Below are 22,606 nucleotides of genomic sequence, written 5' to 3'. Positions count from 1 at the left end.
CTGTCCACCCCGTCCTGCGAGTCTCATGGCCACCTTCGACATCATCGCCATCCTGTTGTTTCTGACCGCGACGTTCGCGTATCTCAACCACCGCTTTCTGAAGATGCCGCCCAACATCGGCCTCATGGCCATTGCCCTGATGTTTTCGCTGTTGCTGGTTGCGGTGGGGGAGCTGGCGCACATTCCGGCGTTGGAAAAGACGGCGCGTGTCATTCTGGAAGGCGTCGATTTCGAAAGCCTGTTGCTGCACGGCATGCTGGGGGCGCTGTTGTTCGCCGGGGCGTTGCACATCGACCTGGCGGACCTCGCCAAACAGAAATGGATCATCACCCTGCTGGCGACGGTGGGCATCATGGTGTCCACGTTTCTGGTCGGCGGTTTCACCTATGGCGTGGCCGGGGTTCTGGGACTCAACCTGCCGTTGATCTATTGCCTGGTGTTCGGCGCGTTGATTTCGCCGACCGACCCCATCGCCGTGTTGTCGATCCTGAAATCCGCGAATGCGCCGAAGGAACTGGAAACGAAGATCACCGGGGAGTCGCTGTTCAACGACGGGGTGGCGGTGGTGGTGTTTCTGGTGATTGCGGGCATCGCCACCGGCGCGCGCGAGCCGACGTTCGGGGCCATCGCCCTGCTGTTTCTGGAAGAGGCGGTGGGCGGCGCCTTGTTCGGCCTGGGCACCGGCTACATCGCGTACCGGTTGCTGAAGACGGTGGACAATTACCAGGTCGAGGTGTTGATCACCGTGGCGTTGGTGATCGCCGGATACGCCGCGGCGGAAGCCATCCACGTTTCCGCACCCATCGCCGCCGTGGCCGCGGGCCTGCTCATCGGCAACCACGGCCGCACCTTTGCCATGTCCGCAACCACCACCGAGCACGTGGACACGTTCTGGGAGTTGATCGACGAAATCCTGAACGCGGTGCTGTTTGTGCTGCTGGGATTGGAGGTGATGATCCTGGTGTTCGACGGTTCCAGCCTGCTGGCCGGGGTGCTGGCCATTCCGCTGGTTCTTCTGGCCCGGTTTACGGGAGTGTCCGTTCCCGTTTACCTGCTCAAATTCCGCCGCGAGTTCCCTCCCAAAACCATCCGCATCCTCACCTGGGGCGGGCTGCGCGGCGGCATCTCCGTCGCCCTGGCCCTGTCCTTGCCGGCGTCGCCCGAGCGCGACGTCATCCTGATGATGACCTATGTCGTTGTCGTGTTCTCGGTGCTGGTGCAGGGGCTGACCATCGGCAAGCTGGTGCGCTCCAGCTTAAAACCATAAGCCTTTAAAAATCAAACAGTGAAAAATTTATTTTCAAACGCGATTCAAATTGTGTTTACCGGTCCGGTTTCAGTCGTTACCATTGAATAAAGAGCCAGTGAGTTTGCAGTCTTCCCCCAAGGAACTATGGATTTCGATACCGTCATGGCGTACAGCGCCCGCTTGTTTCACCAGTACGCCAGCAGCAGGGCCTTATCCCTTCAGTACCCGTTTGCCCGCGCTCTCCAGGAGAATCCGGAGTTTTACGACGACGTGCGCCGTGAGTTTTTCGACACGCTGGGCGAGGTGTGCGCTGCCAGCGGCCATTACGCGCAGAAATGCGCCCTGCGCCGCATCCTGATGGGGCACACCCGCAACCGGGTGATGTGGGAGGAGTATTTCCAGAAGAAATGGCTGGAGACGGAGCGGCAGTTGATCTACGTGTACTTCAAGGATTCCTGGCAGAACGTGCCGTTTGTGGAGTTCGAGCAGAAGACGGCGTATTTCAAACTGTATTCCGCCGCGTTGCAGACCCTGTTTCAGGCCGTGCTCGACCGCTATTACGATCAGGTCATCGAAAACAGCTACGCCCCGCTCTTGACCAAGAGCTACCGGTCCTATTACCAGAAGCTGTTCGAGTCCATCCTCTGCCAGGTGCGCGGCGAACCCTATCCCGATATGGACAACGTCCACCGCCTGAAAAACTTCATTTCCGGCATCGAAAAACCCGCCCTCTCCGGCGACGAACGGGCTTACGATCTCACCGCTCCTCTGTGAGGAGGGAAAACGGGTCGTGTCCCCGGTGAGCCCACTGCGTGGGCGCGCGGCAGGGTGTTATGGCGTGGGCGAACGAGGGTCTTCCAGCCCAATCTAAATTAAAGTCGGTTCCCAATTCCCTGAAAGCAAAATACAGATTCTGCGTCGCTCCCGTCCCTCAGAATGACACGGCTTACCCATTTCTGCGGGGTGGTGCTTCACAGACGAACGAGGATTGTTCAGGAGGCAGACCGGCTCCCCCTTCTCTGGTCTCTTAAAAAGTAAAACAGAGATTTTTCGCTACGCTCAGAATGACAGACGAACTAAGCAACGTCGGCAACAATAAATCTATGTTTTTGTTTTTTGAACGAGGGCAAAGAGGCGAGAGTCATGAGGCACCCTCACCCCAACCCTCTCCCATCCAGGGAGAGGGAATCATTTTTGAAGAACCGCAAATGGTGGGGCTTACCCGCGTCGCACCAGGCGGACGGCGTGGGAGATGGTCTTGTCGTTCTGGTCGTACCAGTACGGGCAGCCGTTGACGTAGAACAGGATTTGCGATTCCTTGCCGCGTTCCTCGCTGGTCCATGTGGTGTTGCCGCCGCCCGGCGGGAAGATGGAATCGAGGTGAATGTCGCCGCTCTTGAAATCCTTGTTCAGCTTTTCTTCGTCGTACAACGACACCGCTTCCTGAGCGCTGGGCAGACGCCAGTCGGTGTGGCCGCCGAACTTTTCGGCGTTGGTCTGCTTCACGTATTCCTGGGCTTCGTCCCAGGACACTTCTTTTTCCAGATCCAGGTACGAGTCGTTGGCCTTCCAGGTGAGGCTGGTCATTGAGTCGTAGATGGTGCCGTTGTCGCCTTTGATGAAGCGGGATTTGGGCTTTTCCATGAGTCTCCCTGTGCAAATAAAAAACCGGGCCCGCAAGGCGGTCCGGACTGCGTTTCGGTGTCAGAATTCATCCCTGTATAGCAGAAATCACAGGATTTTGTAAAGGTCCTCACGGCGGTCGGCGATCAGGTCGTTGTACGGATTGATGCTCTTGTTGCGCGCGTCGGCAAGGTCGATCTCCACCACGTGGTCCTCCTCGCCGTCTTCCGAAGCCCGCACAATAACGCGTCCGTCCGGGTCCACCACCTGGCTCTGCCCGATGAACCGAAGGGTTTCGTCCTCGATGCGTTGCTCGACGCCGACGCGGTCTGCGGTCACCGCGAACACGCGGTTTTCGAGGCAGCGTGTGATCATCGATTGCGGGCAGGTCAGGAGCACCAGGTTGGCGGGATGGGCGATGAGGTCCGCTCCCTTGAGCGCCAGCGTGCGCGCCGTTTCCGGAAACCGCCAGTCGAAACAGATCATGATGCCGACCCGCGCCTTGCCGATGTCGAACACCGGCAGCGGCAGGTTGCCCGCCGCAAAAATCTTTTTTTCGGTGTCGAAGATGTGTGCCTTGCGGTACTTGCCGATGTAGCCTTCCGGCCCGGTGAGCACGGCGGAGTTGTACAGGATATCGCCGTCTTTTTCAGCCAAGCCCGCCACGATGTGCATGTTGAACTGGCGGGAGAACTGGACCAGCGCCTGCGTGGTGGGTCCGTCGGGAATCGGTTCCGCCAGGTCCCGCGCTTCCGCCTGGTTGCGGAACTGGTAGCCGGTGGTGAACAGTTCCGGCAGGACGACGAGGTCGGCGTTCATGGTTTTCAGGCGCAACTCGACCTGTTTCAGATTGCTTTCGATGTCGCCGAATACCGGCAAGGTTTGCAGGAATCCGACTTTAAGTGGATGTTTCATGAGTTCAGTGTATCAGATGGAATGCGGCGGGCAAGGGGCCTGTGCTGTTTTGTAACCGGGCTTGTTGGCTTCATTCGCAATGTCCCCCTCTCCCTTGACGGGAGCACTCACGGAGTGACGGGCTGGGGTGAGGGTGAAAAAAGGAAATTCCACGACTCCCCCCTCATCCTGGCCTTCTCCCACCCGGGGAGAAGGGATAAGGTAGTTCCCGCGAACGTGACGTTTGATTTTTTATAGCTTCGCCTGCGCCTGGCGCAGTAGGTGGTCGATGAGCACCAGCGCCACCATCGCTTCCGCCATCGGCACCGCGCGCGGCGCGACACAGGGATCGTGGCGGCCTTCAACGCGGATCTTGGCTTTTTTGCCTTTTTGCGTCACCGTGTCCTGCTCGCGATTGATCGACGACGTCGGCTTGACCACCATGCGCAGCACGATGTCGTTGCCGTTGGAGATGCCGCCCAGCACGCCACCGGCGTGGTTGGTCTTGGTGGTGATCTTGCCGTCTTTGGCGATGAACACGTCGTTGGCTTCGGAGCCGCGCAGCCGCGCCGCTTCGAAGCCGAGGCCGACTTCCACACCCTTGACGGCGGGCAGGCACATGAGTCCCTTGGCCAGGTCCGCGTCCAACCGGTCGAACACCGGCTCGCCGAGTCCCGCGGGCACGCCCTGCGCGATCACTTCGATGACGCCGCCCAGCGAGTCGCCGTCCTTGCGCGCCTGCAGGATGGCCTCGACCATCTCTGCCGCGACCTTTTTATCCGGGCAGCGAACGATATTCTTTTCAATTTCCTTATAGTTGAAATTCTGCGCCACCAGGTCGCCGATCTGCCGGGTGTAAGCGAACACCTTGATCTTGTGCCGCGCCAGCAGCTTTTTGGCGATGGCTCCGGCGGCGACGCGCCCGACCGTTTCGCGTGCGCTGGAGCGGCCGCCGCCCCGGTAGTCGCGGAAGCCGTATTTCATGTCGTAGGTGAAATCGGCGTGACCGGGCCGGTACAGATGTTTGATGAGTTCGTATTTGGAGGAGTCGGCGTCGGCGTTTTCCACCATCATGGCGATGGGGCTGCCGGTGGTCTTGCCCTGGAACACGCCGGAGAGGATGCGGATCTGGTCCGGTTCCTTGCGCGTGGTGGTGACTTTGCTCTGTCCTGTGCGGCGGCGGTCCAGTTCTTTTTGAATGTCTTCCGGTTTGATCGCCAACCCTGCCGGACAGCCATCGATGACCACACCGATGGACTCACCGTGAGACTCGCCCCACGTGGAAATTCTAAACAGTTGTCCAAAGGTATTACCGGGCATGGTGCGGTGGTTTCCGGGTGAATGAATACGGGTTCAGCACGCAGGCAGGGGTGCCAGCGGACCGGGGACGTGGGCGTCGTACACAAAAAAAGCAGGGCAAACCCTGCTGCATGTCAATCAATTCAACGGTACGTTGCCGGGGAGGGGGGCGGTTTAAAATCAGAGCGTTACGCGTGGCCTTGGGAGTTGTCGTTGCCAAGCTCGTGCTCGTCCACCAACTCCCGCAACTCCTTGCCCGCTTTGAAAAACGGAACGCGTTTTGCCGGAACGTCCACACGGTCTCCCGACTTCGGATTTCTGCCGATGCGTGCGTTACGGCTTCTTACCCGAAAGCTGCCAAAGCCCCTCAGCTCTACTTTTTTACCCTCCGCCAAAGACTCGGTGATGCTTTGAAAAACCGTGTTTACGACAACCTCAGTTTGCTTTTTCGTCAAATTGATTTGTGCCGAAACTTTTTCAACCAACTCCGCCTTGGTCATTCAAATCTCCCCCTGAAAGATTGATTTTTGTGGGAAGTATATCACTAAGCCCAACGAAGTCAAGAGTTTTGAAGGCTTTACGGACACCCCGGCAAATTTTTGAAAAGCCGGGGAAGCGTGCCGGGGACGACGCGGCGCATTCGTCAAAAAATGGACTGATATCGGATTTTCTAAAAAATGGGAGCTTGCCTGTACCCGCCGGGGAGGGCGGCGGACGCACGTTAAGTGGTTGAATTTAAGGGTCTATGGAAGCCAGAGGTAGAGCAGGCGCGGCAGTTGTGTGGGCCACAGGGAGGTTTCGAGGCTTTCCGTCATGCGGGCTCCCATCAGCATTTCCAGCAGGCTGGATTCCGGTTTTTCGACGACGATCCGGGGGCGGCCCTGGATTCCAATCGCCTGTGCGAGTTGCTGAATGGTTTCTTCCAGCCCACCCAGGTCGTCCACCAGTTTATAGTTCATGGCCTGACGTCCGGTGAACACGCGTCCATCCGACAATTTGCGCGCTGCCTTCATGGCCAGTCCGCGTCCTTCGGAAACGGCGGTGATGAATTGATCGTGCACGTCGTCGGACACCTTCTGCATGTGTTTGCGTTCGGCTTTGGTCATGGCGCGCGTGGGCGAGCCGATGTCCTTGTACTTGCCGCTCTTGATGACTTCCGGTTTGATGCCGATTTTGCCGATCAGTTCGCTTGCGTTGGAAAACGCCATGATGACGCCGATGCTGCCGGTCAGCGTGCCGGGGTTGGCGAAGATGCGGTCGGTGGGGCAGGCGATGTAATAGCCGCCGGACGCGGCCATGGAGCCCATCGAGGTGTATATTTTTTTGTTGCCGGCGCGGATGCGCAGCACTTCTTCATAAATTTCCTGCGACGGCGCCACACCGCCGCCGGGGGAATCGACGCGCAGCACGATGGCCTTGATCTCGTCATCGCGGCGGTATTGCGACAACTGGCGCACGATGTCGCCGGAGTCCATGATGACGCCGGTCACCTCGACCAGCGCGATCTTTTCACGGCCGTCGAACTCGCCGTTGCCGAAAAAACGCCCCATCAAAGCCGAGCCTGCAAACAGGGCCAGCAGGATCACCACGAACCAGCCCAGGCCTTTTTTGAAACTGCCTTTCGAACTGTTGGCGGGTGCGGCGGGCGGGGGGGTCGTGGGGGTCGTCATAATTTGTCTTCCTTAGAAATAAGGATCGGGGCTTCATCTTTTTTTTAATAGCAAAGGAAGGTCACCCTCACCCCAGCCCGTCACTCCGTGAGTGCTCCCGTCAAGGGAGAGGGGGCAGGTGTGGCCTGCGCCAAGCCGGCTGATGATGCCCGGTGGGCAAACGAGCAGTGCCCGGCGCATTCCAGCACAACCCGTTACTTTCGGGTTGCACCCCGGTCCCTTCTCCCCTCGCGGGAGAAGGCCAGGATGAGGGGGATGGAATCTTCCTTTATAAAAACCGAAAGCTCCGTCAGGAGTTTTCGCTGTCTTCCTTCGGTTCTTCATCCAACTGAACGTCCTCGATTTCGGAGGGGTCCAGGTTCTCTTCGTACGCCTTGATGCTGAGGCCGATCTTCTTGTTGGCGGTATCGACCTTGATCACCTTGGCTTTGATCTCGTCACCCACCTTCACCACCTTTTCGGGATGCGTGACTTTTTTGGAACTGAGCTGCGACACGTGGATCAGGCCTTCGAGGCCTTCATCGAACTCCGCAAACGCGCCGAAGCCGGTGACCTTGACGATGGTGCCGGAGACTTCCATACCGATCGGGTACTGTCCCGGAATGTCGTCCCACGGGTCCGCTTCCAGCTGCTTCATGCCGAGAGAGATGCGGCAGTTGTCCTTGTCGATGTTGAGCACGACCGCCGATACTTTGTCTTTCTTCTTGAGCAGTTCGGAGGGGTGCTTGATCTTCTTGTTCCACGACATGTCGGAGATGTGGATCAACCCATCGACGCCGTCTTCCAGCTCGACGAACGCACCGAACTCGGTGAGGTTGCGCACGATGCCTTCGGCGGTGGAGCCGATCGGGTATTTCTCCTCGATGTTCTCCCAGGGGTTGGGCTCGGTCTGCTTCATGCCGAGGGAGATGCGTTTCTTTTCCTTGTCCAGCGTCAGCACCACAGCCTCGACGCTGTCGCCGATGCTGACCATCTTGCTGGGGTGTTTCACGTGGCGGCTCCACGACATCTCGGAGACGTGCACCAGGCCTTCGATGCCTTTTTCCAGTTCGACGAACGCACCGTAGTCGGTGATGGAAACCACTTTGCCGGTGATGCGGGTGCTGACCGGGTATTTCTGGTCCACATCCACCCACGGGTCCGGCGTGATCTGCTTGAGGCCCAGCGAGACGCGCTCTTTTTCCTTATCGTATTTGAGCACCATGACGGTGACCTTGTCGCCGATGGAGAACATCTCCGAAGGATGGTTGACGCGGCCCCAGGACATGTCGGTGATGTGCAGCAGGCCGTCGATGCCGCCCAGGTCGATGAACACACCGTAGTCGGTGATGTTCTTGACGATGCCGTCCACCTGGTTGCCTTCTTCCATTTTCTGCAGGGTGTCGGCGCGCGCGTGTTTGCGCTCCTCTTCCAGCAGGACGCGGCGGGAGAGCACGATGTTGCCGCGCTTCTTGTTCATCTTGATGATCTTCATCTTGAACTTTTCGCCGATCAGCTTTTCCAGGTTGCGCACCGGACGCAGATCGATCTGCGAGCCGGGCAGGAAGGCTTTCAGGCCGATGTCCACCGTCAGGCCGCCTTTGGCCTTGGCCACCACGGTGCCTTCGATGATTTCTTCCGCCTCGAACGCTTTGACCAGTTTTTCCCAGATTTTGATCTTGTTCGCTTTTTCCTTGGACAACACGACGATGCCGTCCTGATCTTCCACCCGCTCCAGATACACCTCGACCTCGTCGCCGATGTTCAGGGGTTTTTCGCTTTCCGGGAATTCGTTGAGGTGGATCACGCCTTCGGATTTGAATCCGACATCGACGGTCACCATGCCGTTGCCCAGGTTGAGCACGCGTCCGACGATGATTTCGCCTTCGCGGAACCCGGTCATGCTTGTTTCCAGGTAGGCTTCCATTTCCGCCCGGATTGCCTTGTCCTCTTCGCTCATTTCTTCGACGGTTTCGTCGAGGTCAAAATCTGTTTCACTCACAATGCGGATCCTCCAGGATGTTTCAGGTACTGCTGAAAAGGGTTAGTAATGTTTACGGCTTGTTTTCCATTTCCGGTGTGGCCTCGATGGCCTGCACCAGTTTGCTCACCACCTCTTCAATGTTGAGAGCGGTGGTGTCGATCAGCACCGCGTCCTCCGCCGGTTTGAGCGGCGAGGTGGCGCGGGTTTTGTCTTCGTGATCGCGTTGCCGGACCTGTTCGACCACCTGGTCGAAAACGAGGCCGGGATCTGCTTCTTTCATTTCGTCATAACGCCGCCGGGCCCGTTCCACGGGATCGGCATCGAGATAAAACTTTTTATGTGCATCGGGAAACACAACGGTGCCGATGTCGCGACCGTCCATCACCACGTCCCCCCGGGCTCCCATCTCGCGTTGTTTGGACACGAGGATGTCGCGCACTTCCGGGTTGGCGGCCACCACCGCCGCCATGCGGCCGATGGTTTCGTTTTTCAGGTCGCGGGTGAGTTCCTTGCCTTCCACGAACACGCGCTGACTGCCGTCGCCGGCCGGTTTGAATTCGATCTGGATATCCCGCGCCACCGTGGCCACCTGGTCCAGGTTTTTCGGATCGATGCCCACCTGGTCCGCTTTCCACGCCACGGCGCGGTACATGGACCCGGTCTCGATGTATTGAAACTTGAGGCGTCCGGCGACGAGCCGGGCGACCGTGCTTTTACCGCTTCCCGCGGGTCCGTCGATGGCGACGATCATGAGTTGTTTCCTACCAGTTTGCCGCGGTGTCCGTTGGCGTTTTTAAAAGATTCTTTCAGTCCTGCCGCATCGTCCTGCTCGATGCGTTGCTTGATCTCGCCCAGCGCGTCCTGAAACCGGTCGATCAGATCCAGCACGTGCGTTTTGTTGGCCAGGCAGATATCGCGCCACATGACCGGATCGCTGGACGCGATACGGGTGATGTCGCGCAGCCCGCCTGCCGACAGGTGGACGATGTCTTCCTGCTCGCGGGTCTTGAGCTGGCCGACGGTGTTCATGAGTGCGAAGGCCACCACGTGCGGCAGGTGACTGACCGCACCGTAAATGAAATCGTGCTCAGCGGCATCGAGCACTTGAACGCGCATGCCGACATCCTGCCAGAACGCGTGGATGCGTTCCACCGCTTGTGGATTCGTTTGCGACGTCGGCGTCACAATGCAGCGTGCGCCTTCGTAGAGATCGACCGTCGCGGCATCGAGGCCGGACTGTTCGGCCCCGGCAATGGGGTGTGCCGGCACGTAATGCACCGCGTCCGGCACCATCGGCTCGATGTCCCGCACCAGCGGCGCTTTGACGGAACCGACGTCGGTGACGAGGCAGCCTGCTTTCAGGTGCGGCGCCATTTCACGGAAGCGTTCGGCGATGGTGCCCACCGGCGAACACAGCACGACGAGATCGGACTCGGCCACCGCGTCTTCGATCACCGTGGTGCCGTGGTCGATGACGTTCTGCTGTTCTGCGCGTTGCAGGTTTTCGGCATTGCGCCCGAATCCGACGATGCGTTCCGCCAGCTTGCGTTCGCGGCACACCTTGGCCAGCGAGGCGCCCAGCAGCCCCACGCCGATGATGGTCATTTGTTTGAAAGCGTTCATAATCTGATCAACCGTTCCATGGATACGATCCGAGCACGCGGAAATACATGCAGCGCTTGCTGACGGAGCGGATCACCTTGTCGATGCCCGGGTCCTCGATGTGTCCTTCGAAATCGACGAAGAACAGGTATTCCCACGACCGGTTGCGCAACGGCCGCGACTGGATTTTGGTCAGGTTGATCTGGTGGCGCCCGAACACCTGCAGGATTTTGAGCAGCGATCCGGCTTCGTCCTGAATCGAAAACATGACCGAAGTTTTGTTACGTTTGGTTTTTTTGGCTGGTTCCTTGCTGATCACCAGAAACCGCGTTGTGTTCTGCGAGCGGTCTTCGATTTTTTCGGCGATGATTTTGAGATCGTAAAATTCGGCGGCCAGCTTGCCGGCAATGGCGGCGGCGTGCTTGTGTTTGCTCGCCACCTCGGCGGCGACGGCGGTGCTGGACGTGGGAATCTGCTCCATGCCCCCGGCGTGCCGGTTCAGCCAGCTGCGGCACTGCGCGAATGGCTGCGGGTGCGAATAAATTTCCTTGATCTGGGCGAGGTCGCTGGACTTGGACAGCATGTACAGATTGATGCCAAGCAGCACTTCATCCGAGATGTGCAGGTTGGAATCGACGAAGCAGTCGAGCGTCAGGTTGACCACGCCCTCGGTGGAGTTCTCGATGGGCACGATGCCGTAATCGACGTGACCGCGCTCGACCATGGAGAAAATGGATTCGATGGACGTCGCCGGTTCGAACTGCGAGGAATGCCCGAATTGTTTGATCGCCGCCTGGTGCGAGAACGTGGTCTCCGGACCCAGGTAGGCGATGCGCAGCGGTTTTTCCAGCGCCAGGGTGGCCGAGAAAATTTCGCGAAAAATGGATTCGATGGAATGCGCAGGCAGGGGCCCCGGGTTGAGGCGCTTCATGCGCTCGAAGATTTCCCGTTCCCGGTGCGGAACGTGAAAGTGGTTCGAATTATTTTTTTTGGACTTTTCTTTACCGATTTTTATGGCCAGATCGGCACGTCGATTGAACAGCTCCAACAGCTTTTCATCGATCTTGTCGATCCGGTCACGGATCTCATCAATTTTGGCCAAACGTGCGTTACCACCTTTTCTTGGGATTTCCCAGTGGGAGGCCTTGATGATTCCACACTTCCCGCCTAAAATGCAAGCACTATTTACCGGGTTAATTCATTGTAATCAAGGGAGACAAGGAATCATGATTCTTTTGGAATTCAGCATGTCGCCGATGGACAAGGGGGAGAGCCTGAGCCCCTACGTCAGCCGTTCTCTGGATATCGTTTCAAAAAGCGGCGTCCCCTACCGCCTGACGCCGATGGGCACCTGCCTGGAGGGCGAATGGGACGAGGTGATGGGCGTCATCCAGCAGTGCTACGAGAAGATGAGCTCCGACTGCAACCGCATCACCTGCTCGATCAAGATCGATTACCGGAAGGGGAAATCGGGGCGGCTGGATTCGAAAATCGCCTCCATCGAAAAAACCCTCGGCCGCGAAGTGAATAAATAGGGGGGGTGGTCTGGTTTTCAGCTGGCGCGAAGCGGTTGTTTGGTTGTGGGGTGCAGGGGGTTCTTCTGCTGCGCCTTGGCTTTGCCAACACAAAAAAAACCGGGGAAGGTGGCCCAGGACACCACCTCCCCGGCTTTCACTGTTGCCGTGAACCGATTACTTGCCTTTAGACGGTTTCGGTTTCGCCGATTTGCGCTGTTCCGGCTGGCCGGTCTGCTGTTTCGGGTTTTTTTCCATCTGCGGTTTGTTGCTGCGTACGGTCTTGGACATGGGTCTCATTCTCCAGAAAAAATAAAGTTGCCTGAAAAGGCGTTTTTAAATTTCTTGACGGAGAGTCCAATTTGGGTTGCCCGCATCCTGGTCCTGCCTTTTAGCGTTCCCATTTTGTCTCGATCAAGCAAAGAAAAGGAACACCAAAAAACCATAGGCGTCGTGGCCTACGTACTTTTGGATAACTTCCCAAAAACGGGGAGGTTATACAAAAAATATAGGGCTGTTTCAGAACGAAATCAAAACAATTTTTCAAATATTTTCAGGGCGCTCCCGGCGGGTGGCAAACGGCGGAAAAACGCATGGGGAGACCGGGTCCGGCGTGACCGGAAGCAGGGAGAATGGGTTCCTCCCGGTGGGCGAACGAAGGGGGTTGGGTTTCTTCCTCTACTCGTAAAGGAGCGCGCCCACGGACCTTCGTGTGCCCACAACGCACTGGCCTGTTTGCTCCGGGCCACGTCCGGCCATCTGCTCCAGGCGCAGCCTGTCAGCGGCCGAGGCAGATGCCCACGGATTCGGCGGTGCGGATCAGTTGCGAGTCGAGCGGCACCTGCCGGGCGCGTCCGGCCAGCTCTTTGAGCGGCACCAGTTTGAGATCCGGCGTGCGCAGCGCCACCATGGTGCCGAAGCGTCCCTTCACCGCCGAGTGCAGGGCGAAACTGCCCAGCTCGGTACCCAGCACCCGGTCGAAGGCGATGGGGGTGCCGCCGCGCTGGAGGTGACCCAGCACCGTGCACCGCACTTCCAGGTCGGTGTCCCGCCCCAGCCGGCTGGCGAGGTGGTTGCCGATGCCGCCGAACTGCGGCACGCCCTGCAGGCGGGTGGTGGCGGCTTCCTGGGTGATCGGCTGGCAGTCTTTTTCCATCGCCCCTTCGGCCACGACCACCAGGCTGAACGGCGCCTGCAAGGCCTGGCGCTCTTTGATCTTCGCGTGCACCGCGTCGAAATCGAAAGGGATTTCCGGAATCAGGATCACGTGCGCGCCACCGGCGACCCCGGCTTCGAGCGCGATCCACCCGGCGCCCCGTCCCATGACTTCCAGGATCATCACCCGGTCGTGACTGCGCCCGGTGGTTTGCAGGCGATCGATGGCGTCGGTTGCCACCTGCACCGCGGTGTGGAAACCGAAACTGTAGTCGGTGCCTTCGAGATCGTTGTCGATGGTCTTGGGCACGGCGATGACGGGCAGGCCGAGCTCGCTCAGCTGGTGGGCGATCTGCAACGAGCCGTCGCCGCCGATCACGAACAGGCAGTCGAGCTTGAGGTCGCGGAAGGTCTGGACGGCGCGCCCGGAATAGTCGTGGGTGGTGATGCGTCCGTCTTTGTGCAGTTCCTTGAAGGCGAACGGGTTGCACTTGTTGGAAGTGCCGAGGATGGTGCCGCCCTGTGGCAGGATGTCGCGCACACTGCGGAGCGTCAACTCCTGCGTCTGATTGAAAACCAGCCCGTGAAAACCCCTTTCGATGCCGATGACGCTCAGCTTGTGGTTGCGGATGGCGGAGAGGGTGAGGGCGCGGATGACGGCGTTGAGGCCGGAGCAGTCGCCGCCGCCGGTCAGAATGCCGATGCGTTGTAAAGGCATGTCCACTTTCCTCGGAGAAGGGGACCGATCAGTCCCCCCTTGTAAAGGGGGTTAGGGGGATTCTTCCTCTATTATCCTTCCGCAGTGAAGGGTCTCGATGCTTATCGAGTCTCATCCACCGTGGCGATGAGGTCGTAGTCGAGCGATCCGGTGATGCGCATCGGGACGATGTCGCCGGGCTCGACCGGGCTGTTTTCGATGATCACCTGGCCGTCGATGTCCGGGCCCTGGGTCGGCAGGCGGCCCATCAGCAGCAGGCCGTCGTCATCGATGCCTTCGACCAGCACCGGGTGCACCTGGCCGATGCGCGCCGTGTTGTTGCGGGCGGCGATTTCGTGTTGCAGGGCCATCAACCGGTCGCGGCGTTCCTCGCCGATTGCGGGGTCGATCTTGTCTGCGTAGTCGTAGGCGGTGGTGCCGGGCTCGTCGGAATAGGCAAAGATGCCCAGGTGATCGAACTCCATCTCACGCACAAAATTTTCCATGTGTTCGAAGTGTTCCGGCGTCTCACCGGGAAAGCCGGTGATGAACGTGGTGCGCAGCGCCACACCGGGAATGCGGTCGCGCAGTTTCTTCAGCATGGTGCGCACGCCGGCTTCGCGTTCCTGCCGTTTCATGCGTTGCAGCATGACGTCGTGCGTGTGCTGCAGGGGCACGTCGATGTACTTAACCACCTTGTCGAGCCGGGCCACGGAGTCGATCAACGCGTCGTTGACCACCGTCGGGTAGCAGTAGAACAGGCGGATCCATTCGATGCCCTGAATGTCCGACAGTTTTTCCAGCAGTTCGACCAGACCGTTCTTCATGCGCAGGTCGTAGCCGTAGAGCGTGGTGTCCTGCGACACCAGGTTGATTTCCTTCACGCCCTGTTCGGCCAGCGCCCGCGCTTCTTCGAGGATGGACTCGACAGGACGGCTTTGGATGGGTCCGCGCAGTTTCGGGATGATGCAGAACGCGCACTGGTTGGAGCAGCCTTCGGCGATTTTGATGTAGGCGGAGTAAAACGGTGTGGTGACGACGCGGTTATTGTAGGCTTCGAAATACTGCGCCGGTTCGTGCACGAGGTTGCGCTGGCCGTTGCCGCCGTTCTTCAGCAGATTTTTCAGCATGGGGTACTGCTTGGTGCCCAGCAGGTGATCGATCTCCGGAATTTCTTTCAACAGTTCGTCCGGATGGCGCTCGGCCAGGCAGCCGGTGACGATGAGGCGTTCGCACTTGCCGCCGTTTTGTTTGTAGCGCGCCATCTCGAGGACGGTGTTGACGGACTCTTCCACGGCGGATTGCAGGAAGCCGCAGGTGTTGACGATGAGCACGTCCGCCTCGGCGGAGTTGTCGGTCAGTTCGTAACCGTTCTGTTTGAGGTCGCCCAGCAGGCCTTCGGTGTCCACCAGGTTCTTGGGACAGCCGAGGCTGACCATGCCGATTTTTTTCATGCGCGTTCTTTACATTTAAAGGGGATTCAAAGTACCCGCCATCATACAGCAAGGGCGGGGCGCGGGCCTAATTTTTCTAAGGGAGAGGACCGGGTCAACTTCCGCCGCCGCGGGCGGTGTCCAGCCGGTCCTGCATGCGCTGCACCAGGCCGGCGAAGTCGTCTTTCTTCAATATCTGGTAGAACTGCGTCCTCAGGTTGTTGCGCATGCTGACGCCATCGAGGATGACGTCCACCACGCGCCAGCGGCGGTCGTTTTCCAACAGGTCGAAGTCGATGCGGATTTCGCCTTCGTCTTTATGATGCACCACGACCGGCACGGTGGCGGCGGTTCCATCTTTGGAATTGTCCTGATACTCGATCGTCAGTTCGCGGAAAAACTTCGCCGAGTTGGGAAACGCCACATAGCGGAACAGCTCTCCCAGAAGCTGGGTGAACTGCTGGCGTTCCTCGGCGGAGCGCCGTTTCCAGTGTTTGCCGAGCGTTTTCTGGCTGACCTCCGCCACGTCGAGGTGCGTCAGGGCGCGGTCCATGACAGCACGGTTGGCCCTCGCCTCCTCCGGCGACAGCGCCTCCATCTCCTTCACCTGCTGGATGCTGTTCAGCAGGGCCTGCACCGCCTGCTGTGGCGTTTCGGCCCGGGCCGGGGCCGTCGCAAGCAGGGTTGTCAACAGGCACAACCCGAGTGTCATCCCGAACAGGCGGGTAAGGATTGCTTGCCAGGGGGTCGGGCGGTTGTGATAGATTGTTGGGAATTTCAAAGCGTGTGTAAGCCCTGCCGTAGAGTTTGCGACTGCTGATGGTACCGATTATATCGCAAACACCCTTTCCACGTGGGGATGAAAAATTAAAGCTGGAGTTTTTCCTGACAGACCAGCCTGACAGGCCAGCCTGATGGTTGGGCTGGCCTGGACCTTCGTTGAGCATGATACCCATTCCATTCAAAAAATTTTTGCGGAGCGCGACTCTGGTTTGCGCGTTTGTCCTGGTCCCGCTGGCGGCCCATTCTTCCATAGTGGAAGCCGCGCCTTGTTCGATGTACGAAGGCGAGGCGGGATGGGATGCGGTGCAGCGCACTAAGATCGAGCTGGTAAAACATTTCCAGTACCAGCCGCTGACGCATCGCGACTTCTGCCAGCTCGCCCATCTCGACTACAAGCTGGCGCAATGGGAGCCGCAGGTGAAGGCGGAGCACCTGAACCGCTGCCTGGAAAACGTGGAGAAGGCCCTCGACCACAACCCGCAGGCGGGCATTGCCTATTTCCTGCGCGGCTTGTGCCTGGGTCGCCAGGGCCAGATGCAGGGGTTGTGGGCCAGTTTGAACATCATCGATCCCGTCCGCACCGCCATGGAGATGGCGCGGCAGCTCGACCCGGCGCTGGATCATGGCGGACCCGACCGCGCTCTGGGGCGCATGCTTTACGAATTGCCTTTCTTTTTGGGCGGTGATCTGAAAAAATCCATCGAGCATCTGGAAACCGCCGTCCAACTGGGGCCGGATTACTGGGAGAACCATTATTACCTCGCCCAGTCCTACATGTCCCAAAAGCGGTACCGGGATGCGAAGCGGGAATTGCAGGATGCTCTCAAGATGGCCGGGTCCGTGAACGAAGAGCCTCACATGGAAGACCACCGCCGGCACATCCGCGAATTGTTGCGCGAGGTGGAGCGCCGTTTGGATTGATACCCCCTCCATGCTGCAGGAACTGAGAATCACCAATTTCGCCATCATCGACAACCTGACGGTGGCGTTCGGCCCGGGTCTCAACATCCTCACCGGCGAAACCGGCGCCGGCAAATCCATCATCATCGACGCCCTCAATCTGATCCTCGGAGGGCGCGCCGACACCGACAGCATCCGCTCGTCGGAAACGTCCGCCACGGTGGAAGCCGTGCTTTCCGTGGACGACGTGGTGACGCTCGACCTCATCCGCGAACTCGGCATCGAGGTCGAGGACAACCAGGTCCTGATCAAACGCCTCATCACGCTGGAAGGCAAAAACCGCACCTACCTCAACAACAGCCCGCTCACCGTTTCGGCGCTGGCGACCGTCGGTCAGCGGCTGGTGGACATCCACGGCCAGCACGATCATCAATCCCTGCTGCACGCGGAGCAGCACGTGGAATTGCTCGACCGCTTTGGCAAACTCGGTAAGGAAAAGAAAGCGTTCCAGCAGGTGTGGAGCGGGTACCGCAAGAAGGTCGAACAACTCAACCACCTGTTGAATCACCAGAGCGATCGCCTGCAACGGCAGGACCTGTTGCAGTTCCAGGTCAAAGAAATCGACGACGCGGCCCTGACGATTGGCGAAGAGGACGAGTTGCGCGCCGAGAAAAACAAACTCAATCACGCCGAAAAACTGCACGACGTGCTGGAACAGGCGCTGGCGATGCTGGGCGATCAGGACGGTTCGGTGCTCGAGCTTTTGGGGCGCATCGACCGCGATCTCGGCAAGCTTCCGGAGATCGATCCGGCATTGGAGCCGCAGGCGGCGCGCGCGGGCAATGCATTCATCGAAGCGCAGGAACTGGAAGCGGAACTGCGCGATTACGTGAAGCACATCGACTTCAGCCCGGCCCGGCTGGAGGAGATCGAGGACCGGCTGGCGGAGATCAACGGACTCAAACGCAAGTACGGCGGGGATATCGCCGTCATTCTCGAACACCGGGAAAAAATCGGGGAAGAACTGGATTCGCTGTCACTCGGTGAAGAGGCGGTGGACGGATTGAAACAGGAAATTGCTGAACGTCAGAAAGAGGTGGCGAAGCTCGCGGTGGAGCTGGCGAAGAAACGCGAGCAGGCCGCCGCCACCTTGCAAAAGGCGGTGGAGAAGGAACTGAAAGACCTCAGCATGAAGCACGTGCAGTTCGGCGTGCGCTTCGATTACGAAGCCGATGCCGAGGGCTTCACCCCCTGGAACAAGAAGACGGTGAAAACGCACGCCGAGGGCATCGGCTCGGTCGAGTTTCTGTTCTCGCCCAACCTGGGCGAGGCCTTGAAACCGCTGGCGCGCATCGCTTCCGGCGGCGAGCTGTCGCGCGTCATGCTGTCGTTGAAATCGATTTTGAACGAGCAGGACGACATCCCCATCCTCGTGTTCGACGAGGTGGATGCGGGCATCGGCGGCAAGGTGGCGGAGAAGGTGGGCGTGAAGCTCAAGAAAATCGCCGCCAGCAAGCAGGTGTTCTGCATCACCCATCTGCCGCAGATTGCGGGCATGGCCACGGCGCATTTCCGCGTGCACAAGAGCGTGACCGGCAAGCGCACGCGCTCGACCATCACCGAACTGTCCTACGATGAGCGCGTGGAGGAGATCGCGCGCATGTCCGGCGGCGAGACCATCACCGACGCCACCCTCCAGTACGCCCGCGAAATGATCCAGGCTACGCCTGAGGAAACGGGGTAATGCCCGGTGGGCGGACGATGACCCGTGGGCCCGTTCCAAATACAAACTGTTCCCTCCGGGCGTGGCCCGGCCCCACTGCGTGGGGAGGAAGCGGGCTAGTCCGTTTTTGAGCGGACGATGACCTCCGAGCGCATTCCTAATGGCAATTATTTCCCCTGGACGCAGCCCCACTACGTGGGGAGAAAACGGGGTAATGCCCGGTTGGGGAACGATGGTCCGTGGGCGCAATTTTGAATTACATTTTTCTATTTCCTCCCCTTCTCAAGGGGAGGATCAAGGAGGGGTTACTAATAATTCTTGCCTTGGTCCATCATTCCGCGAGCGCTCTCAAGCAAGAATAAAAGAGGAAAGGGGCATCGGTAACCTCCCCTCAATCCCCTCCTTGAAAAGGAGGGGAGGATAAAAAGGCATTGTGCGACTATGGGGCAGTAGCCCGTTTGCTCCCGGCCTGGCCGGGCAGTCCGCTATTTTTCGTGTTGGAGGGTCTGGATTTTCGGTTTGAGGTTTTCGATGCCATCCTGGTGGCCGATCTCTTCGCACAGGGCGAGAGAGCGTTCGTAGTAGTCGAGCGCCTTGGTGTTGTCGCCGTCGGTTTCCCACGCCCAGCCCAGGTTGTGCAGCAGAGTGGCGATCACTTCGCGGTTGTCCTCGCCGCATTCGTTGTTGAAGTGGAGGGATTTTTCGAACTGGTGGATGGCCTCGCTACCGCGCCCGGTTTCGGTGAGGGCGACGCCCAGGTTGCAGCGCAGTTGCGCCGTTTCGGAGGTCTCTTCCGTGGATTGCTTGAGATGAAAGTCGAGCGACTTCAGGTAGCAGTCGGCGGCCCGCTCATAATGCTTTTCCTCGAAATAGGAATGCGCGACGCCTTCCCAGAAATTGCACGCCAGGTCTTCGTTGCTGGCGTAGAGGTCGCGGAAGTGCACCCCCTGCGCTTCTTCCAATGCCGCCAGTGGCCTTAAGAATTCCTTGTGTTCATCGACATCGACGCCCAGCACTTCCTCGAAAAACTTGCGGTCCTCCGGCGAGAACTGCGGCTCGTCGGCACCCGGTTGCAGCGGCACTTCCCACGGCGGTTGTTCGCGGTCGGGGGGCGGCTCGTACTTGCGCGAGCGGAACACGTACACCGCCGCACCCACGATCAGCAGGCCGACGATGACGGAAAGAATGGTGTCGAGATTGGCCATGAAAATATTCCTGTGGAGTGTTGGCCCATCCTAACAAAAAAAATGGCGGGTGGAATCCAAATTTTGAAAAGCCTGGGACCTGGAGTCTTTGAAAGGACTTGACCTCCGGCGCATTTCCGCAAAAAAAATCCCCCTGCGCTTTTTCCAGGACGCAGAGGGATTTGTCGAGGTCGCGTTACATCTGGTGGTAGATTTCCGCGCCTTTTTGTTTGAAGGTTTCGGACATGTCTTCCATGCCTTTCTCCAGCGCCTTGTCTTCCTCCACGCCTTGCTTGGCCGCGTACTCGCGCACGTCCTGCGTGATCTTCATCGAGCAGAACTGCGGTCCGCACATCGAGCAGAAGTGCGCCAGCTTGTGGCCTTCCGCCGGCAGCGTGGCGTCGTGGTACTTGAGCGCGGTCTCCGGATCGAGCGACAGATTGAACTGGTCGGCCCAGCGGAACTCGAAGCGCGCCTTGCTGAGCGCATCGTCGCGCACCCTGGCGCCCGGATGCCCCTTGGCAAGGTCCGCCGCGTGGGCGGAGATCTTGTAAGTGATGACGCCCTGCTTGACGTCGTCGCGGTCGGGCAGGCCGAGGTGTTCTTTCGGCGTGACGTAGCACAGCATGGCGCAGCCGAACCAGCCGATCATGGCGGCGCCGATGCCGCTGGTGAAGTGGTCGTAGCCCGGCGCGATGTCCGTGGTCAGCGGCCCCAGCGTGTAGAACGGCGCTTCCTTGCACTCCTTCAACTGCTTGTCCATGTTCTCCTTGATGAGGTGCATGGGCACGTGGCCCGGTCCCTCGATCATGGTCTGCACGTCGTGCTTCCACGCGATCTCGGTCAACTCGCCCAGCGTTTCCAGCTCGCCGAACTGCGCCGCGTCGTTGGCGTCCGCCAGCGAGCCCGGCCGCAGGCCGTCGCCCAGCGAGAAGGCGACGTCGTACGCCTTCATGATTTCGCAGATGTCCTCGAAGTGCGTGTAGAGGAAGTTTTCCTTGTGATGCGCCAGGCACCATTTGGCCATGATGGAGCCGCCGCGCGACACGATGCCGGTGACGCGTTTCGCCGTCCACGGCACGTAGCGCAACAGCACCCCGGCATGGATGGTGAAGTAATCGACGCCCTGCTCCGCCTGTTCGATCAAGGTGTCGCGGAAGATTTCCCAGGTCAGGTCTTCGGCCTTGCCGTTGACTTTTTCCAGCGCCTGGTAGATGGGCACGGTGCCGATGGGCACGGCGCTGTTGCGGATGATCCATTCGCGCGTTTCGTGGATGTTCTTGCCGGTGGACAGGTCCATGACCGTGTCACTGCCCCAGCGCGTCGCCCACACCATCTTCTCGACTTCTTCTTCGATGGAACTGGCGATGGCCGAGTTGCCGATGTTGGCGTTGATCTTCACCAGAAAGTTGCGGCCGATGATCATCGGCTCGATTTCCGGGTGGTTGATGTTGACCGGGATGATGGCGCGGCCCTTAGCCACTTCGTCACGCACGAATTCCGGCGTGATCTCCTGCGGGATGGCGGCGCCCCAACTGTTGCCCGCCAGGCGGCCTTCGCGCTCGGCGTCTTCCAGCAACTGGCGGCGTTTGGCGTTTTCGCGGATAGCGATGTATTCCATCTCCGGGGTGATGATGCCCTGTTTCGCGTAGTGCATCTGGCTCACATTGCACCCCGGCCTGGCGCGGTAAATCTTGCGGCTGCCGCGGTCGAAGCGTTCAACGCCTTCCATCTGTTCTTCGGTTTTGTAGCCGTTGTCTTCCGGGCGCAGGCTGCGTCCGGCGTAGGCTTCCACGTCGCCGCGATCGAGAATCCATTGCTCACGCAGCGGCGTCAGACCCTGGCGCACGTCGATCTCCACTTCCGGATCGGTGTAGGGTCCGGAGGTGTCGTAGATCAGGACCGGATCGTTCGGCTCCTCCGTCGGCTGGTCGGGCTGGGGGTTGTGGATGGCGGTCGGCGACAGCGTCACTTCCCGGAACGGCACCCGGATTTCCGGAAACAGCTTGCCGGACTCGTACACCTTGCGGCTGTTCGGGGAGATGGGGTCCCGCGTGAGTTGAAGCTCTTCCTTCTGGGCGGTGCCGGAAGGGCGTTTGGGCATATTCATCAGAACTCTCCTTTGATGGCTTGCATGTATTGCGACGATGCGTTTTCGATATTTGAACTGTTCCAGATCCCGCGGATGAGAGCGGCTCCATACGCGCCGTGCCGCCTGACCTCCGGGATGCGTGTCAGATTGATACCTCCCAATGCCAGAACGGGGATATGGACCCGCTCGGTGACTTCTTTCAACGCGTCCAATCCCTGAGGCGCGCCGTACTCCCGTTTCGACGGGGTGTCGTAGATGGGGCTGAAAGTGATGTAATCGGCCCCGGCTTCCTGCGCCTGCCTGGCCGCCTCCCACGAATGCGTGGACACGCCGACCAAAAGGTGCGGGTAACGCGCCTTCACCTCACCTGCGGGCAGGCCCGCTTCCGGCAGGTGCACGCCGTCGGCCCCGGTCATGAGGGCGATGTCCAGCCGGTCGTTGATGTAAAGCCGCGCACCGTAGTGCGACGTCAATTGCCGCAGTGCCAGTGCCAGTGAAAACAGGTCGGGCAACGGCAAATCTTTTTCGCGCAGTTGCAGATCGCGCACGCCGCCTTTCAGTGCGGCCTCGACCGTATCCAGATGCCGGTCGCGCGGAATGTCTTTCAGGTCCGTGATCAGCAGCAACCGCAGCTGATCCGCTTTCACTTGCGCCACATCTTTAATGAGCCGCGTTTTCATCGGTTGCTCTTCGCCGGTCATCAGCACGAGACCTTGATATTTGTTACAGGAGGAAGAAGCTTCATTACCTCCCCTCAATCCCCTCCTTGCAAAGGAGGGGCCGGCTCGGAGCCGGAGCAAACGCGAATCCATTTAAAACTGCGCT

Annotated in this window: 20 protein-coding genes; 5 read left to right on the top strand and 15 right to left on the bottom strand. The window is 59.3% G+C overall.

Annotation, left to right across the window (positions count from 1 at the left end; translation table 11 throughout):
* Positions 1–25: 25 nt before the first annotated feature.
* Both QML71_RS13550 and QML71_RS13545 read left to right on the top strand, forming a co-directional pair.
* Positions 26–1,267, top strand: coding sequence for a cation:proton antiporter (locus QML71_RS13550; protein ID WP_282012461.1), 1,242 nt, complete (start codon positions 26–28; stop codon positions 1,265–1,267).
* Positions 1,268–1,393: 126 nt separating this feature from the next.
* Positions 1,394–2,023 (top strand): hypothetical protein, encoded by a 630-nt coding sequence (locus QML71_RS13545; RefSeq protein ID WP_282012460.1) that lies wholly within the window; start codon positions 1,394–1,396, stop codon positions 2,021–2,023.
* A 444-nt stretch (positions 2,024–2,467) separates the two neighbouring features.
* On the opposite strand, the gene QML71_RS13540 is transcribed toward QML71_RS13545, so the two are convergent.
* From QML71_RS13540 to pheA, 9 genes are all read right to left on the bottom strand, one after another.
* Positions 2,468–2,893, bottom strand: coding sequence for an Lcl C-terminal domain-containing protein (locus tag QML71_RS13540; protein WP_282012459.1), 426 nt, complete (start codon positions 2,891–2,893; stop codon positions 2,468–2,470).
* An 87-nt stretch (positions 2,894–2,980) separates the two neighbouring features.
* Positions 2,981–3,787 carry a nitrilase-related carbon-nitrogen hydrolase gene (locus QML71_RS13535; protein WP_282012458.1) on the bottom strand — a complete coding sequence of 269 codons (807 nt, stop codon included), beginning with the start codon at positions 3,785–3,787 and terminating at the stop codon, positions 2,981–2,983.
* Between the two features lie 231 nt (positions 3,788–4,018).
* The gene (gene aroC, locus QML71_RS13530) at positions 4,019–5,086 is read right to left on the bottom strand and encodes a chorismate synthase (RefSeq protein WP_282012457.1); all 1,068 of its coding nucleotides are present in this window, start codon (positions 5,084–5,086) and stop codon (positions 4,019–4,021) included.
* A 167-nt stretch (positions 5,087–5,253) separates the two neighbouring features.
* A complete protein-coding gene (locus QML71_RS13525; protein WP_282012456.1) occupies positions 5,254–5,565 on the bottom strand; it encodes an integration host factor subunit beta in 312 nt (103 codons plus the stop codon).
* 243 nt (positions 5,566–5,808) lie between these two features.
* Positions 5,809–6,735 (bottom strand): signal peptide peptidase SppA, encoded by a 927-nt coding sequence (gene sppA / locus QML71_RS13520; protein ID WP_282012455.1) that lies wholly within the window; start codon positions 6,733–6,735, stop codon positions 5,809–5,811.
* 289 nt (positions 6,736–7,024) lie between these two features.
* A complete protein-coding gene (locus QML71_RS13515; protein ID WP_282012454.1) occupies positions 7,025–8,716 on the bottom strand; it encodes a 30S ribosomal protein S1 in 1,692 nt (563 codons plus the stop codon).
* Between the two features lie 52 nt (positions 8,717–8,768).
* Positions 8,769–9,449: a (d)CMP kinase gene (cmk, locus tag QML71_RS13510; RefSeq protein ID WP_282012453.1), complete on the bottom strand. Its 681-nt coding sequence runs from the start codon at positions 9,447–9,449 to the stop codon at positions 8,769–8,771.
* Positions 9,446–10,321 (bottom strand): prephenate dehydrogenase, encoded by an 876-nt coding sequence (locus tag QML71_RS13505; RefSeq protein WP_282012452.1) that lies wholly within the window; start codon positions 10,319–10,321, stop codon positions 9,446–9,448. The genes cmk and QML71_RS13505 overlap by 4 nt, the downstream gene beginning before the upstream one ends.
* A 7-nt stretch (positions 10,322–10,328) precedes the next feature.
* On the bottom strand, positions 10,329–11,402 hold the full coding sequence (gene pheA, locus QML71_RS13500) for a prephenate dehydratase (protein WP_282012451.1): 1,074 nt from the start codon (positions 11,400–11,402) through the stop codon (positions 10,329–10,331).
* Positions 11,403–11,526: 124 nt separating this feature from the next.
* Here pheA and QML71_RS13495 point away from each other — a divergent pair, with 124 nt between their 5' ends.
* A complete protein-coding gene (locus tag QML71_RS13495) occupies positions 11,527–11,835 on the top strand; it encodes an MTH1187 family thiamine-binding protein (RefSeq protein WP_282012450.1) in 309 nt (102 codons plus the stop codon).
* A 757-nt stretch (positions 11,836–12,592) separates the two neighbouring features.
* Here the strand turns inward: QML71_RS13495 and QML71_RS13490 are convergent.
* From QML71_RS13490 to QML71_RS13480, 3 genes are all read right to left on the bottom strand, one after another.
* Complete coding sequence (locus QML71_RS13490) at positions 12,593–13,687, bottom strand: 6-phosphofructokinase (RefSeq protein ID WP_282012449.1); 1,095 nt, start codon at positions 13,685–13,687, stop codon at positions 12,593–12,595.
* Positions 13,688–13,788: 101 nt separating this feature from the next.
* Entirely contained in the window at positions 13,789–15,120 is a 1,332-nt protein-coding gene (rimO, locus tag QML71_RS13485; protein WP_282012448.1) for a 30S ribosomal protein S12 methylthiotransferase RimO, read from the bottom strand.
* 94 nt (positions 15,121–15,214) lie between these two features.
* The gene (locus tag QML71_RS13480) at positions 15,215–15,811 is read right to left on the bottom strand and encodes an MlaC/ttg2D family ABC transporter substrate-binding protein (protein ID WP_282012447.1); all 597 of its coding nucleotides are present in this window, start codon (positions 15,809–15,811) and stop codon (positions 15,215–15,217) included.
* A 233-nt stretch (positions 15,812–16,044) separates the two neighbouring features.
* Here QML71_RS13480 and QML71_RS13475 point away from each other — a divergent pair, with 233 nt between their 5' ends.
* Both QML71_RS13475 and recN read left to right on the top strand, forming a co-directional pair.
* Positions 16,045–16,803, top strand: a complete 759-nt coding sequence (locus QML71_RS13475; RefSeq protein ID WP_282012446.1) for a TRAP transporter TatT component family protein — start codon at positions 16,045–16,047, stop codon at positions 16,801–16,803.
* Between the two features lie 10 nt (positions 16,804–16,813).
* Positions 16,814–18,526, top strand: a complete 1,713-nt coding sequence (gene recN, locus QML71_RS13470; RefSeq protein WP_282012445.1) for a DNA repair protein RecN — start codon at positions 16,814–16,816, stop codon at positions 18,524–18,526.
* Positions 18,527–18,990: 464 nt separating this feature from the next.
* On the opposite strand, the gene QML71_RS13465 is transcribed toward recN, so the two are convergent.
* The 3 genes from QML71_RS13465 to thiE all read right to left on the bottom strand — a co-directional run bounded on the left by QML71_RS13465 (position 18,991) and on the right by thiE (position 22,482).
* Entirely contained in the window at positions 18,991–19,710 is a 720-nt protein-coding gene (locus QML71_RS13465) for a tetratricopeptide repeat protein (RefSeq protein WP_282012444.1), read from the bottom strand.
* A gap of 175 nt (positions 19,711–19,885) precedes the next feature.
* Complete coding sequence (gene thiC, locus QML71_RS13460; protein WP_282012443.1) at positions 19,886–21,799, bottom strand: phosphomethylpyrimidine synthase ThiC; 1,914 nt, start codon at positions 21,797–21,799, stop codon at positions 19,886–19,888.
* Entirely contained in the window at positions 21,799–22,482 is a 684-nt protein-coding gene (gene thiE / locus QML71_RS13455) for a thiamine phosphate synthase (RefSeq protein WP_282012442.1), read from the bottom strand. Before thiE ends, thiC begins: the two co-directional genes overlap by 1 nt.
* Between the last annotated feature and the right edge of the window lie 124 nt (positions 22,483–22,606).

Origin of the sequence: Nitrospina watsonii, assembly GCF_946900835.1 — a bacterium.
Classification (GTDB): Bacteria; Nitrospinota; Nitrospinia; order Nitrospinales; family Nitrospinaceae; genus Nitrospina; species Nitrospina watsonii.
Note: the sequence above shows the minus strand (reverse complement) of the source record. Positions and strands in the feature narration are given on the sequence as shown.